Origin of the sequence: Pedobacter sp. Hv1, assembly GCF_001412215.1 — a bacterium.
In the GTDB taxonomy this organism is placed as follows: Bacteria; Bacteroidota; Bacteroidia; order Sphingobacteriales; family Sphingobacteriaceae; genus Pedobacter.
Genome location: NZ_LLWP01000009.1, coordinates 179,056 through 193,229, shown reverse-complemented (window position 1 = coordinate 193,229; position 14,174 = coordinate 179,056). Strand labels below are relative to the sequence as shown.

Below are 14,174 nucleotides of genomic sequence, written 5' to 3'. Positions count from 1 at the left end.
ATGAACTGGCCTTTTTTTAAATTATGTTAGATTAAGCACCTAATTGTACGCGTTTGAAAGCAACAACAGTTAATCCTTTAACAGTATTATCTAAGAATTTACGAACATCTACTGAACCGTCTTTAACAAACTCTTGGTTTAATAAAGTACTGTCTTTGTAGAATTTATTCAATTTACCAACTGCAATTTTTTCAACCATTTCTTCTGGTTTACCTTCTGCACGGATTACATCTTTAGCAATTTCGATTTCACGCTCGATAGTAGCTGGATCAACACCGTCTTTATCAACAGCAACTGGGTTCATTGCAGCAATTTGCATTGCAACATCTTTACCTGCTTCAGTAATATCAACGCCATTAGCACCTTCGAATACTACCAAAACACCCATTTTACCGTTAGAATGGATATAAGAAACGATTTTTTCGCCAGATACATTTGCGTACTCTTGAATAACGATTTTCTCTCCAATTTTACCAGTTAGTTCAGTGATGGTTTCTGCAACTGTACGTCCATCTTCTAAAGTAATTGCTGATAATTCTTCAGCAGAAGCAGGATTATTTGCCACTGCAGCAGCTAAAACAGCCTGAGCTAGGTTACGGAAATCTTCAACTTTAGAAACTGGCTCAGTTTCACAAGCTAAAGCAACTAATTTACCATTTGTGCCATCTGCTGATACATTGATTGATACTAGACCTTCAGAAGTAGCATTACCAGAACGAGCGGCAGATACTTTTTGACCTTTTTTGCGCAATAAATCAACAGCAGCTTCGAAATCGCCATTGGCTTCTACTAATGCTTTTTTGCAATCCATCATTCCGGCACCGGTTTGTTGGCGTAATTTGTTTACATCTGCGGCAGTAATTTGTACTGTAGACATTTTTTAAATTTTATGAATTTTATAAAATGTTAAAAGTTACGGGTTACAGGTTAAGGGTTTAAACCCAAAACGCATAACTCGTAACTCGTAACTGAATTAAGCTTCTGTTGTATCTTCTGTTGAAGTTTGTGCTTCAGCAGTTTCTTTTTTGGTTGGTCTTTTAGCACCAGCTTCTCTAGGTGTTGCGCCTTCTGGAGCATCAGCAGCAGTTTTAACCGCTACAGCTTCTTTCTCAGCTTCATCATCTTTTTCACGTTTGCGCTCATCTAAACCTTCTTCAATTGCTTTGATAATTACATCAGTAATCAATAAAATTGATTTAGTTGCATCATCATTCGCTGGAATTGGGAAATCGATGTTAGATGGATCAGAGTTGGTATCAACCATTGCAAAAGTAGGGATGTTTAATTTCATCGCTTCTGCTACAGCAATATGCTCTTTTTTAACGTCGATTAAGAAAATTGCAGCCGGTAAACGGTTTAAATCTGCAATACCACCCAATAAGCTTTCTAATTTGATACGCTCACGTTGGATCATCAAACGTTCTTTTTTAGAAAGAATAGAGTAAGTACCATCTTTAGTCATTTTATCGATGGTAACCATCTTTTTAATTGACTTACGTACTGTAGCGAAGTTGGTTAACATACCACCTAACCAACGCTCGGTTACGAAAGGCATGTTTACTTTTCTTGCTTGCTCAGCAACGATTTCTTTAGCTTGTTTCTTAGTAGCTACAAATAAGATCTTACGACCTGATTTTACGATTTGTTTAATCGCTGCTGCAGCTTCTTCAGTTTTAGTTAAAGTTTTATTTAAATCTATAATGTGAATTCCATTGCGCTCCATAAAAATATATGGTGCCATTTTCGGATTCCATTTGCGGGTAAGGTGACCAAAGTGTACACCTGCATCCAATAAGTCTTGATATGTAGTTCTTGCCATTGTGTTTGTCTCCTTTAAGATTAACGTTTACTGAATTGGAATTTCTTACGTGCTTTTTTACGTCCTGGTTTTTTACGTTCAACCATACGCATATCACGGGTCATTAACCCTTTAGCACGTAATGCTGGTTTTTTCTCAGCATCTAATTCAACAATAGCCTTAGCGATTGCTAAGCGAACTGCTTCTGCTTGTCCTTTTACTCCACCACCGTTTACATTTACAGTTACATCAAATTTACCAACTGATTCAGAAACTTCGAATGATTGGTTAACAATGTATTGTAGAGGTAATGTAGGGAAATATTCTTTATGGTCTTTACCGTTAACGGTAATAGTGCCGTTGCCTTCTTTTAAATAGATACGGGCAACTGCAGTCTTTCTTCTTCCTGAAGTATTTGTAACTGACATTTCTTTTCTCTTTTAATTAAAGTTTAATGGTTTTTGGTGATTGTGCTGCATGCGGGTGCTCTGTACCTGCGTAAACAAAAAGATTGGTATACAATTTTTTGCCCAAACGACTTTTAGGTAACATTCCGCGAACAGCCTTCTCAATAACACGAGTAGGGTGTTTTGCCATTAACTCTTTTGGAGAAATGAATTTCTGACCACCTGGATATCCAGTGTATGAAACATATTCTTTTTCTTCGAATTTGTTTCCTGTCAATTTTACCTTGTCTGCATTGATAACAATAACGTTATCACCGCAGTCTACGTTTGGGGTAAACTCTGGCTTGTTTTTTCCTCTAATAATCATAGCGATTTTAGAAGACAAGCGCCCCAAAATCTCTCCTTCAGCATCAACAACAACCCACTGTTTATTAACAGTTTTGGCATTGGCAGAGACAGTTTTGTAACTTAACGTATTCACTTGCTTTTATTTAATTTGTTAAAAAATATTAATTATCCCAGTTTTTTAGGGACTGCAAAGATAGGGAGAATACTTTAATTACCAAAGGGTTGAGGCAAAAAAAGTTGAAAGTTAAAAGTTATAGGTTAAAATTTTGGGCAATTAGGGTAAAAAAAGCTCAAAATCAACCGAATAGATCCTTTTAAAAAGCAAGTACAGGAGTTCTTTTCAATCGGCAGTCTGGCTTTACGCTGTATTCCCGATGAAGAATCGGGAGATGCCGCTTCAATCCAGTTTAGTTAGCAAAGCTGGTGCAACTATCCAAGGTTACTAATAATATTTCATTACAGGTCATCTGGTTTAAAACCAATTCTTTTTCTAGGTTTGGCCTTCTTTTCTGTTAACTCGTCAATATAACTAAATACGAGCTCTATATTTTTATCCTGATTTTTCAGTTTCTTTTTAATGTCGTCTATCTCCAGTTTCAACTCACTGTTTTCATTAAGCAGTTTTCTCAATTTTGTAAAAACTCTTACAATCTAAATATTTACGGATATGGCTTGCGAACTATTTAAAACACTCGACAGCATTAAAACACCATGTTCAGTAAAAACAAAGGGGGCCTTCCGAAGACCTAGTCTTTCACGATTGGATATCACAATTTGTGATTTCCAATTCTCCAGCTCTTGTGTGTTTAATTGGAACATGAAATCTTCCGGAAAGCGATCCCTGTTCCGTTTTACAGCTTGATTTAACGTTCTTGTCTCTACACCATAAAGCTCTGCTAAATCTCTATCCAGCATTACTTTTTGATTTCTTATTTCATAGATCTTGTTCACAACACTATCATCAGATAGTATGGCAAGGGGTTGTTTGGTAATCATAGGTATACCAAATATAAAATTATATTTTGGCTTTAGGTTAGCATTACAGGCCCAAACAACTAATTCACAACCTTATAACTTTTCTTAAAATACAAACCTAGATGTAAGAGAACCGCTAAGCTAAAAACACTACTGATGGACAGAAATATCAAAGTATCAGTGCTGATAAAGTGATACTCCAATGAAGAATTTAAGATAAATATAGCTCCATAAATGATGGTGCCAATATAGTACAAACTCCACAAGCCTGTTAAATAATGCCAAATTTTCCATTGATAGTTAGCCAACTGGTAACTTCTTAAACTTAGCCAATTGAAAACAATAACCACAAGTATGCCAACAGTAGAATTAAAGGTTCCACTTTTTAAATACACCAGTAGGTAAACTATGGCCAATATCAAATTGATATAAGAGAGTTTTTGAAGCATTTTTCGGTTTTTTAGATAAAATTAGTCCCGTTTAATACATATGTACGTAAAATGACAAACAACTTTGTCGCAATTATGTTAAATAGATAAATATTGAAATTATGACAAAGCAAACGAAAATATTAACGGGTTTATTAGCTGGTGCGGCAGTTGGTGCTGTGGTGGCATTGGCACTTACATCTGATAGAAATGATGAGCTTAAAGGAAAAGTAAGCGATTGGTTCTGCGACCTATTGGGCAATTCGAAAGAAAAATTCGGTGCAATAGGCGATTTGGTCAAAAATAGTTTGGCAAAAGTTAAAGCCTAGATTTTAAGATAAGCTAAACCAATAGCTATCTTTGAAACATGGATGTTTTTGGTTTAGCACTTTCTGACTTTTACAAAAATGGTAATGCCGATATTTTGTGGTTGTACAACTCGTACGATGAACCTGAAGAAATGCCAATTGACATTTTCTTTAGAGATGGAGAAGAAATGCCCGATCTGGAGCACAAAGCACTGACACTTTGTTATGGAAAAACTTTAGATGTTGGGGCGGGCGTAGGTAGCCATGCCTTATTGTTGCAAGAGATGGGAGTGGATGTAACAGCCATCGATATTTCTGCGCCAGCAGTTAAAATCATGCAACAACGTGGTGTAAAAAAAGCTTTTGAACAAGATATCTTTTTAGCCACCGACAAATACGACACCCTTCTTTTTCTAATGAACGGCATTGGTTTAACTGGAACTTTGGCAGGATTTGCCAACTTTTTGGAAAAAGCCAAAAAGCTCATCCACCCAGATGGTCAGTTGATTTTTGATAGCTCGGATATTTCATATCTATATGAAGGTCTTCCAAAACCTGTAAACAAATATTTTGGGGAAGTGAGTTACCGGTATGAATATCAACAGCAAAAGGGCAATTGGTTTGATTGGTTGTACTTGGATCAAGAAACCTTAATTCGCACCGCAAACCAACAAGGCTGGCAATGCGGAATTGTTTTCGACGATGGTGAAGATCAGTACTTGGCTAGGTTATTTTTAGCGGAATAGCAATTCTCCGCTATCTCGAGCTTTGCAAAACCTTAGGCATTTTCTTCCCAAATACTTGCAATATTAACAATGGTTTGCACTGCTTTTTCCATATCCTGTACCGAAACCCATTCTTGTTTTCCGTGAAAAGCATGTTCACCCGCAAAAATATTCGGACATGGCAAACCCATAAAAGACAATCGAGAACCATCGGTACCACCTCTGATGCTTTGTTTTTTGGAGATTAAACCTGCTCTTTTTATCGCTTCTATGCCATTGGCCATAATCTGAGGGTATTGATCCAATACCTTTTTCATGTTTCGGTATTGTGCTGTTACCTTAAACTCGTAGCTCGAATTTGGATAGCTTTTCATTACTTCTTTCACCACATTTTCTAATGTCGCTTCATGCGCTTTTAACAATTCATCTTCAAAATCTCTGATGATAAATTGTGCCTCTGCCTGTTCGGCTTGCCCATGAAAACTAACTGGATGGACAAACCCTTCTTTTCCACTGGTTGCTTCTGGGGTTAATCGATCTTTTGGCAATGCCGATAAGATATCGGCCAATATTTTAATGGCACTTTCCATTTTACCTTTCGCAAACCCCGGATGGGCACTTACCCCATTGATAGTCAATTTTACGCCATCGGCAGAAAAAGTTTCATCTTCTATTGAGCCTAAAGTTTCTCCATCTATGGTATAAGCAAAATCAGCTCCTAACTTTTTCAGGTCTGCTTTGTCTACACCTCTTCCAATTTCTTCGTCGGGTGTAAATAAAATTTTGATGGCGCCATGTTTAATTTCCGGATTTTGGATTAAAAAAGCCGCAGCTTCCATAATTTCTGCTAGACCAGCTTTATTGTCTGCCCCCAACAGTGTTGTTCCACTTGCTGTAATGATATCATTACCAATTTGGTCTTTGAGGTCTTTATGTTCGCTTAGTTTTAATATAATTGAATGATCATCTGGCAACACCAAATCTTCTCCATTGTAGTTTTTATGGATGATTGGTTTTACATTCTCTCCGCTACAATCTGGAGATGTGTCCATGTGTGAGCAAAAACAGATTACTGGAACATTTTTTTCTGTATTGCTTGGAATTGTTCCATATACATAACCAAAATCATCCAAATGGGCATCTTCAACACCCATTGCCAACAATTCGGCCACCAATACTTTACCTAAATCTTTCTGTTTTAAAGTTGACGGGCAGGTTTTAGAGCTGGGATCAGATTGGGTGTCGATTTTTACATACTTAAAAAATCTGCCCTGAAGCTGTTGTTCTTTATTTGAATAAGTAATCATGTATCAAAATTAGCATATTGAAACAATAAGCAAGAGCAATTACGTAGAAAACTTGTTTTTTAAAGCCAATAGATGAAGAAAAGAGAATGTTACATTTGACGTCAAATAAAAAAAAGTAATTTAGTGCTTTAACCTTAATTTTAAACAATGAAGAAACTTTTACTTCTTTTACTTATAGCTATTCATATGGCATCCTTTGCACAACAAACTCCTTTTGAGCGTAGCAATAAAAAGGAAACCACCACATATACAGAAGCAATAACCTATTACGAAGGTTTGGCCAAAGCTTTTCCACAACAGGCCAAATTATTCACCTATGGCAACACCGATTTTGGAAAACCATTACATCTTTTGGTTTTATCAAAAAAGGGTGTATTCGACCCCAGCACTTTAAGGAAGAGCAACAAAAGGATTTTCTTGATCAACAATGGCATCCACCCAGGAGAACCTGAAGGGATAGATGCAAGTATGCTGTTGGCAAGAGATTTACTCAAAGGCAATAAACTACCCGAAGATGTGGTCATCTGTATCATTCCAGTATATAACATTGATGGCAGCCATAACCGCAGTGGCACCTCAAGGGCAAACCAAAATGGCCCCGTTGCTTATGGTTTCAGAGGGAATGGTAAAAATTACGACTTAAATAGAGATTTCATTAAAACCGATTCTAAAAATTCTCAGGCTTTTCAGCAAATTTTTAACACTTGGCAACCAGAAATATTTGTAGATACACATACCAGTAACGGAGCAGATTATCAATACACCATGACATTGATTCCTACCCAAAAGGATAAATTGAACCCCATTTTATCAAGCTACCTCACTAAAACGATGGTACCCGATTTGTATAGCCAAATGAAAGGTAAAGGTTATGAGCTGATCCCTTATGTCAACTCTATTAACGAAACACCAGATGCTGGCATTACAGGTTACATCGAATCTCCACGGTATTCTACAGGTTATGCAGCCCTGCACAACACCATTGGTTTTATGCCCGAAACACACATGCTTAAAACATTTGATAAACGGGTAGAATCAACCTATAAACTATTGCAGACCTATATTGATATTATTGTTCGCGATGCCAAAGTAATTGGAGAAAATAAACGCAAGGCCGATGAGTTTACCGCACAGCAAAAAGAATTTCCTTTAGACTGGAAATTAAATCGCTCTGTTTATGATAGTATTGACTTTAAAGGTTATGTTGGTAAAAAGAAACCAAGCGAAGTAAGTGGTACCGATCGTTTGTATTATGATAGAAATGACCCTTATACCAAAAAAATAAAGTATTGGGATCAATTTGAGCCGAGTTTAACCGTAAGCAAACCCATTGCATATGTTATTCCAAAAGCTTGGGATAAGGTAATTGAACTGCTGAAGTTGAACAATGTTAAAATGCAGCAATTAAGTGCTGATGCGAAACTGAACTTAGAGATGTACTACATTGGTGATATGAAAACTGGTACACGTCCGTATGAGGGCCATTACCAACACTCTGCTGTAGTTTTAAATCCGATAATGCAAAACGTACAATTTTATGCGGGCGACTATGTGGTATATGTAAATCAACCAAATAACCGTTATATAGTTGAAACGTTGGAACCACAGGCAATCGATTCGTTTTTCAACTGGAATTTCTTCGATTCTATTCTAGGACAAAAAGAAGGTTATTCTTCTTATGTTTTTGAGGATACCGCAGCCGAGCTGTTAAAAAAAGATCCAGAATTGAAACAAAAATTGGAAGCTGAGAAATTAAAAAATCCAGAATTGGCAAAAAGTGGAAGGATGCAATTAGATTTTGTCTATAAAAATTCCGACTATTACGAAAAAACCTATATGCGCTATCCTATTGGAAGGCTAAAACAGGACACCAAACTCAATTTGAAATAACATGATGCAATACCTTAATGAAACTCCAGTAGCTTCAATTATATTTCTTTTTACCATTGTAACAAGTATTTATGCCTTTAACGATGCTCAGGTATATGGTAAATTCATGATGCATCCTTACACAGTTAGCAAAGGCAAAAAACTCTATACTTTTATTACCAGTGGATTGATCCATGCCGATTGGGGACACCTGTTTTTTAACATGTTTACCTTCTATTTCTTTGCCTTTAAGCTCGAAACCATGATTGGGCATTGGCAATTTGGCTTATTGTATGTTTTGAGTCTAATTTTGAGTGATATACCAACGGTCATTAAACACAAGGATCATTTTTGGTACAATAGTTTAGGTGCATCAGGAGCAATTAGTGCCGTACTGTTCAGCTATATTTTATATAATCCTGTAAGTATCATTGGTGTAATGTTTATCCCCATGCCGGCCATTGTATTTGCGGTACTTTATTTAGTCTACTCTTGGTACATGTCTAAAAATGCAAAAGACAATATTGGTCACGATGCGCATTTTTTTGGCGCTTTAACCGGATTGATCTTTACAGTAATTTTTGTCCCAGGTATCATTCCACACTTTATAGAAGCATTAACGCTGGGCATACAGTCTTTAACCGGCGGTAGGTAAAAAGGGTTCTTCAAAATAGCTCATGGGCGCTGTTGGATCTTTGATGATCTCGAACAGCGTATGGCCCCAAGGTTTCCAGAAGTTTTCTAAAACCTGGCCATAAGTTTTGTTGGCCCAAGCATCAAAAAGTGCTTTGTTTTGGGTACCCCTTAATGGCATGGCATCAATATACACTATATCATTTACAGGCATAATGTTATATTCTGGCAATCGGTTAAATAAATAGGCCGAATAGAAAAAACGGGCCGCAAGCTCTTCAAACTGTTGTGCAGATAGGGCTCGCTCCTTAATAGAATCTAATATTTCTTGGTGGTATCTTTTATTAGTTCCATTATCTTGTAAACAAGCAATGATTCCAAAATCTTTAAATTTTAAAGAAAAAGTGAGCGTGTTAATTTCATCTCTAAAACTAAATGCAGTATCAGCGTCTGTTAAAGGCACCACAACAATAGACCAAGGTGTAAAATCTTCTAACACTACTTCGCGATAAATACTTTGCAACATGGTGTGTAGGTTGCCAAATTTATGCATCAAACCCTGCGACATGTTCATGCCATCGCCACTCAGTTGCTGCAAACGAATAGCCCCCTGCATTTCGATATACAGAAAGCTATACATTAATTTGCCAATCCAATTGAACAAGTCTATTTCTGGCAAAGCGACAACCCCAGCATAACCCTTACCAAAGGCCAGTGCAATTTTATCTTCTAAAGGAGATACAAATTGATCGTATACGGTGCTATTACAAGGCACAACCAAACTTTTATATGTACGGATAGTCTCGTCTAACAATTGGATCTGCTCATTACCTGTTAGGTTGGCCATAGACAAAAGCCAATCTGGCAAAACATTAATGGTTACCAAAGGTGATGTAAAACCATCGCCGCTTAGAAAGCATTTATCGGTCTTAAAATCGAAATTTTTAAAAGGATTGTATAAGCCAGTATTCATTGCTGCAATATTAGCTAATATATTTTTAGTGCCAATCCTTCTCTCTGTATTTTAACGTTCACATTACTTTTAAAATGAATACCATGCTCCTTAAACAAAAAAATCTCTATAGCCTAAACTATAGAGATTCTTTGATGTCATCGGTATCACAAAATTAATAGCGATTATAAAAGTATCCGATCTGGTCTACCAGTTGTGCATAAATAGGTTTGGTAAACTCTACAAAAAGTGCATCTGGTGGCGGTGGTAACGATTCTCTTCTTTTGGTCAATTGCAATTGTTGTTTGGTTAACGCCCTTTCATCACCTTTATAACTTGCCCAAGTATCTTGCCATATAAAAGTTCCAGGCAGCTTTTGCCTTTTGATAATTTTATGGCTTGCCCAATCTGTAATGGTCAAGTCTAATAATCCTGAAGAAGAAACTTTCTTGTCAAAAATGCTTAGCGTTGCCCTAACGGTTCCATAAACTTTTCCATCTGCTCTGGTTTCGCCAATTACTACACTGTCTCTTTTAAGTTTTTCAACCCTTTCTTTTACAAAGGTCTGGCCTACCACAAAATCATCAAAACTTAAGCTCAATACCTGGTCTGGTGTAATCCTTTGTTTTTCGGCCTGTTGTTCAGAGTAAAAAATAACGAATTTATTTTTTTGGTAGTCGGCCATAAACTGGTTCACCTGTTGCTGAAAATATTGGTTGCTCAATTTATAGTAATTGCTGTTAACAATAACTGGTTGTACAACTACTTTCAAAACAGCTGCCCAATAGGCATCTTCAATTTTGTCTTTTACATCTTTGTAATTTGGATACAATTGTTGTGCTTTTTCAAAACTGTAATAGGCATTTTTTGCGCTTACACGGTTGTTTTCGTTCAACAGTTTAATCCCTAAGGTATACCTCACCTCTGCAGCTTTGTATCTGCTATCTTCTACTTCTCTAACAAATCTTTGTGGATTTGGCACCACAGTTAAACAAGATGGGCAGCTATTGATCTCGTCTCCTAGTTGGTTGATCTGTTGATAATCTGCAAGAATAGATTCCCAGCGCAATACATTTGCAGATAGTTTTGCATCGTCTATTTTTCTAAGGTGATCTTTTAAGGCCAAGTCGTACGCTGTACCTAACACCTGTAATGCTTCTGTATTTTTTGGCGAACTCTTTAAACGGTCAACTGCTTTTGATACCGACGCATCATAATTCCCTTTTTGTAAAGCTTTTTTTCCTGTGGTACATCCAACAATTAGTATGGATAAATAAATAAAATACCGTAATCTTGAACTAGTTTTCATAACAATTGAGTTTAGCGTTATTAAATACAAATATAGGCTAGGATCAATCCCTTTTTAATAGTAAGACGATTTAAAATGAAGATAAGTTGCAAAGAATTTGAACTAGAATTAAAACATCCTTTTTCCATTTCTAAATTTACAAGAACAAGTACCCCTTTATTGCTTTTAAAGGTCGATTATAAAGGTTTCACCGGTTATGGTGAGGCCAGCATGGTACCCTATATGGGCGAAAGTTATGCATCGGCCAATGCTTTTTTAGCCAAAGTAGATTGGAATAGGTTCCAATATCCATTTGATTTTGCAGAGATTCATCACTATTTAGATCAATTAGAGCCGGGAAACCCTGCGGTAAAGGCCGCAATTGATATTGCTTTAAATGATATCAATGGTAAAATTTTAAATCAATCTTGCGCCACCATTTACGGTGCTGATTTAGCGAAGATGCCAATTACTTCTTATACCATTGGGATAGATAGCCCAGAAGTGATCAAAGAAAAGGTTGCAGATGCAAAAGGTTTTAAAGTATTGAAAATTAAACTGGGTAGGGACAATGACAAAGAGCTGATCCGAACCATTAGAAGCGTAAGCGATCTGCCACTTTATGTTGATGCCAACCAAGGCTGGAGCAATAAAAAAGAAGCGATTGACATGTGTTATTGGTTACATGACCAAGGTGTATTGCTGATTGAGCAACCTATGGATAAAAACAATTTAGAAGGCAATACCTGGCTTACACAACGAAGTCCGATACCAATTTTAGCTGATGAAGCCGTACAACGTTTGGCAGATATGGACAACCTAAGGGGCGCATACCATGGCATCAATATTAAACTGATGAAAAGTGCTGGAATGTACGAGGCCCATCAAATGATCTTAAAGGCTAGAAGTTTTGGAATGAAAATATTGATTGGTTGTATGAGCGAAACCTCTATTGCTACTTTGGCAGGAGCGGCATTAGCCCCGCTTTGTGACTGGGCAGATTTAGATGGCCCTTGGTTAACCAAGAATAATCCATTTGATGCGCCTGAGATGCTGGATGGTAAGTATATCTTAAACAACGAACCAGGCTTGGGATTGACTGGGATAACAGAAAGCTTATTTGAGAGCTGATAATTCTTGGACAACAACATCTGCAATCAGTTAAATAAAAAAGGGTCGACAAGAATAATCTCATCGACCTTTTGAGCATCAATTAGCGTAGTATTTATTGTTGTTTAGCCCACCATAAAGGAGTAAGTACAGCATCTTCTCCACCTAAATAACCAACTGCTTGATTATAACCTGTAGCATTACTGTTTTTTAAGCCAGAAGGGTATCTCAACCTTTGAGGGAAATTTTTCACACTATTGGTCATAAAGTTACCAGATGTTAAATTAGGTAAATTGACTAGCGGATTTTCAACAGCCGGATTCTCAAAAAATGGAAGACCTAACCTACGATGGTCGCTCCATGTTTCTAAGGGTAACCAAGGTGTTTGTGCAATAAATTTTTGGGTGATAATTTTGGTTAACAAATCATTCTTTACTGCCCCAGCTTTGTAAATCGTATTGTCCGGATATTTAATCTGAACCATACCGTCAGTATTTGTATAACCATCTTTATAATTCATCGCATGGCTTGCAGGTGGTTCAACTGTATGATCCCAACTTACTGAGGTTCCAGCATTGTTATAAGCTGTAGACATTAGGTATGTTGTGCTTTGGGCACCAACTCCCCAATACTCAAAGTTGGCTTTCACACCAGCTTCATAGGCGGCTTTGGCCGACATTGGTGCTGTCCAACCTCTCATTGCCCCTTCTGCCAATAAGAAATAAGTTTCCCAATTGGCAAAAAATATTCTCGAGCTTGTACTTGCCCTAAATGCATTAGAGGTACGTGGTATTGCACCATTAAATGCCCTAATGTTGTTTTTAGAACCTGGCACCCCCCAATCACCACTGGTATAAGCATTCCAACTGTACTTTGCATCTATTGTTTTTATAACTGCTGTCCCATCTGTTAACGTATTCGTAGTTGTTTCTGCATTATTATCCCAAGATGGATAACCGTTAAAATTTGGATTTGTAAAATCACCCGGAATGATAAAGGCTTTCAATGCTCTAGGGTCTATTTTATTTGGCAAACCATCTAACCAATACCCTGCAAAAGGATCATTTGTTTTCATTGTGAAATGATCTTGAAGGCGTAGACCAATGTAATTATCTGGTTTTACAAATGCTTGTATATCTGCACCTACTTGTGTGGTTGTTTCAATACCCCCAAGGTTGAAGGTTAGATTACGATATGCTGCACTCATCATTTGATCATTCCACTCTCTACTCATCACTCCAGTTAGGGCATCCCATCCCGGACGTTCATCCACTTTAAATACCTGATCAGTAGCCGTTAACAGTATCCCGCCAGCAGCTTCTTCAAAAGTTGCTTTTGCTTTAGCTACATCTACTTCTGATAAACGCATAGCCAATCTTAAACGCATTGAATTCGCATATCTTTTCCATTTATTATAGTCGTACTGAAAAGCTGGATCTTGTTTTTTAACATCATCTGGATTAACAACCGTCAAATCTAATTTTGCACTTGCATCTTTTAACTCATCCAATAAGTGATAATAAACATCTTTAACACTGGCAAATTGTGGGTTCGAACCCTGAAAGCTATTGATTGGAATTGGACCAAAATTATCAGATAACTCGCTCATCAAGTAGGTACGCCATATTCTTGCAACTTGTATCAAATTATTGGTGTACAGTTTACTTGTACCCTTGGCAATTTGCTCATTGCCAACCTGTATAGCTGAGTTAGCAGCATTTAACCAAGCAGACATGTAGCTATCATAATAATCAGATGACCACCCATCATTGTAACCTCCGCTTGAAATTCCTCCCCCCATTTGCTGACGACCAGCTGTTTTCCAATAAAGCACAAACATACGTTCAGCGATATGTGGGTCCATTTGCGCACCTATGATGCTATTATTGATAAAATAATCCACCTGAACCTGATCGCCATTGGCTGCCAAGGGATTGATATTAATTTCGTCAAACTTCTTGCATGATGACGCCATTACTAAAGCTGTAATTAGCAACCACGCTCCTTTATATCTATTTTTCATCTC

The 14,174-nt window shown here is 37.2% G+C and carries 16 protein-coding genes; 5 read left to right on the top strand and 11 right to left on the bottom strand.

The genetic code is table 11. The annotated features are described in order from the left end of the window. Positions 1 to 31 precede the first annotated feature (31 nt). The 7 genes from tsf to AQF98_RS17010 all read right to left on the bottom strand — a co-directional run bounded on the left by tsf (position 32) and on the right by AQF98_RS17010 (position 3,977). Positions 32 to 877: a translation elongation factor Ts gene (gene tsf / locus AQF98_RS17035; RefSeq protein WP_055133171.1), complete on the bottom strand. Its 846-nt coding sequence runs from the start codon at positions 875 to 877 to the stop codon at positions 32 to 34. A gap of 96 nt (positions 878 to 973) precedes the next feature. Continuing rightward, positions 974 to 1,819, bottom strand: a complete 846-nt coding sequence (gene rpsB / locus AQF98_RS17030; protein ID WP_055133170.1) for a 30S ribosomal protein S2 — start codon at positions 1,817 to 1,819, stop codon at positions 974 to 976. Between the two features lie 20 nt (positions 1,820 to 1,839). After that, entirely contained in the window at positions 1,840 to 2,226 is a 387-nt protein-coding gene (gene rpsI / locus AQF98_RS17025) for a 30S ribosomal protein S9 (RefSeq protein WP_055133169.1), read from the bottom strand. 16 nt (positions 2,227 to 2,242) lie between these two features. After that, the gene (gene rplM / locus AQF98_RS17020) at positions 2,243 to 2,686 is read right to left on the bottom strand and encodes a 50S ribosomal protein L13 (protein ID WP_055133168.1); all 444 of its coding nucleotides are present in this window, start codon (positions 2,684 to 2,686) and stop codon (positions 2,243 to 2,245) included. A gap of 323 nt (positions 2,687 to 3,009) precedes the next feature. Further along, a complete protein-coding gene (locus AQF98_RS22290) occupies positions 3,010 to 3,183 on the bottom strand; it encodes a hypothetical protein (RefSeq protein WP_235524255.1) in 174 nt (57 codons plus the stop codon). A 21-nt stretch (positions 3,184 to 3,204) separates the two neighbouring features. Further along, on the bottom strand, positions 3,205 to 3,549 hold the full coding sequence (locus AQF98_RS22285) for an ORF6N domain-containing protein (RefSeq protein WP_235524254.1): 345 nt from the start codon (positions 3,547 to 3,549) through the stop codon (positions 3,205 to 3,207). 59 nt (positions 3,550 to 3,608) lie between these two features. Continuing rightward, positions 3,609 to 3,977: a hypothetical protein gene (locus tag AQF98_RS17010; protein ID WP_055133167.1), complete on the bottom strand. Its 369-nt coding sequence runs from the start codon at positions 3,975 to 3,977 to the stop codon at positions 3,609 to 3,611. A 101-nt stretch (positions 3,978 to 4,078) separates the two neighbouring features. On the opposite strand from AQF98_RS17010, the gene AQF98_RS17005 reads away from it, so the two are divergent. Next, on the top strand, positions 4,079 to 4,285 hold the full coding sequence (locus AQF98_RS17005) for a hypothetical protein (protein WP_055133166.1): 207 nt from the start codon (positions 4,079 to 4,081) through the stop codon (positions 4,283 to 4,285). 38 nt (positions 4,286 to 4,323) lie between these two features. Further along, positions 4,324 to 5,010, top strand: coding sequence for a bifunctional 2-polyprenyl-6-hydroxyphenol methylase/3-demethylubiquinol 3-O-methyltransferase UbiG (locus tag AQF98_RS17000; protein ID WP_055133165.1), 687 nt, complete (start codon positions 4,324 to 4,326; stop codon positions 5,008 to 5,010). Between the two features lie 32 nt (positions 5,011 to 5,042). On the opposite strand, the gene pepT is transcribed toward AQF98_RS17000, so the two are convergent. Then, positions 5,043 to 6,296, bottom strand: a complete 1,254-nt coding sequence (gene pepT / locus AQF98_RS16995) for a peptidase T (RefSeq protein WP_055133164.1) — start codon at positions 6,294 to 6,296, stop codon at positions 5,043 to 5,045. Between the two features lie 147 nt (positions 6,297 to 6,443). Between pepT and AQF98_RS16990 the strand changes: the two genes are divergently transcribed. After that, positions 6,444 to 8,186, top strand: a complete 1,743-nt coding sequence (locus AQF98_RS16990) for a M14 family metallopeptidase (RefSeq protein WP_055133163.1) — start codon at positions 6,444 to 6,446, stop codon at positions 8,184 to 8,186. 4 nt (positions 8,187 to 8,190) lie between these two features. Next, on the top strand, positions 8,191 to 8,820 hold the full coding sequence (locus AQF98_RS16985) for a rhomboid family intramembrane serine protease (protein ID WP_082435181.1): 630 nt from the start codon (positions 8,191 to 8,193) through the stop codon (positions 8,818 to 8,820). Here AQF98_RS16985 and AQF98_RS16980 read toward each other — a convergent pair. Next, the gene (locus tag AQF98_RS16980; RefSeq protein WP_055133161.1) at positions 8,803 to 9,771 is read right to left on the bottom strand and encodes a hypothetical protein; all 969 of its coding nucleotides are present in this window, start codon (positions 9,769 to 9,771) and stop codon (positions 8,803 to 8,805) included. The two genes, AQF98_RS16985 and AQF98_RS16980, sit on opposite strands and share 18 nt — an antisense overlap. 154 nt (positions 9,772 to 9,925) lie before the next feature. Next, positions 9,926 to 11,059 carry a hypothetical protein gene (locus tag AQF98_RS16975; protein ID WP_055133160.1) on the bottom strand — a complete coding sequence of 378 codons (1,134 nt, stop codon included), beginning with the start codon at positions 11,057 to 11,059 and terminating at the stop codon, positions 9,926 to 9,928. A 75-nt stretch (positions 11,060 to 11,134) separates the two neighbouring features. Here AQF98_RS16975 and AQF98_RS16970 point away from each other — a divergent pair, with 75 nt between their 5' ends. Next, positions 11,135 to 12,169 (top strand): dipeptide epimerase, encoded by a 1,035-nt coding sequence (locus tag AQF98_RS16970; protein WP_055133159.1) that lies wholly within the window; start codon positions 11,135 to 11,137, stop codon positions 12,167 to 12,169. A 94-nt stretch (positions 12,170 to 12,263) separates the two neighbouring features. On the opposite strand, the gene AQF98_RS16965 is transcribed toward AQF98_RS16970, so the two are convergent. Further along, positions 12,264 to 14,171: a SusD/RagB family nutrient-binding outer membrane lipoprotein gene (locus AQF98_RS16965; RefSeq protein WP_055133158.1), complete on the bottom strand. Its 1,908-nt coding sequence runs from the start codon at positions 14,169 to 14,171 to the stop codon at positions 12,264 to 12,266. Positions 14,172 to 14,174 lie beyond the last annotated feature (3 nt).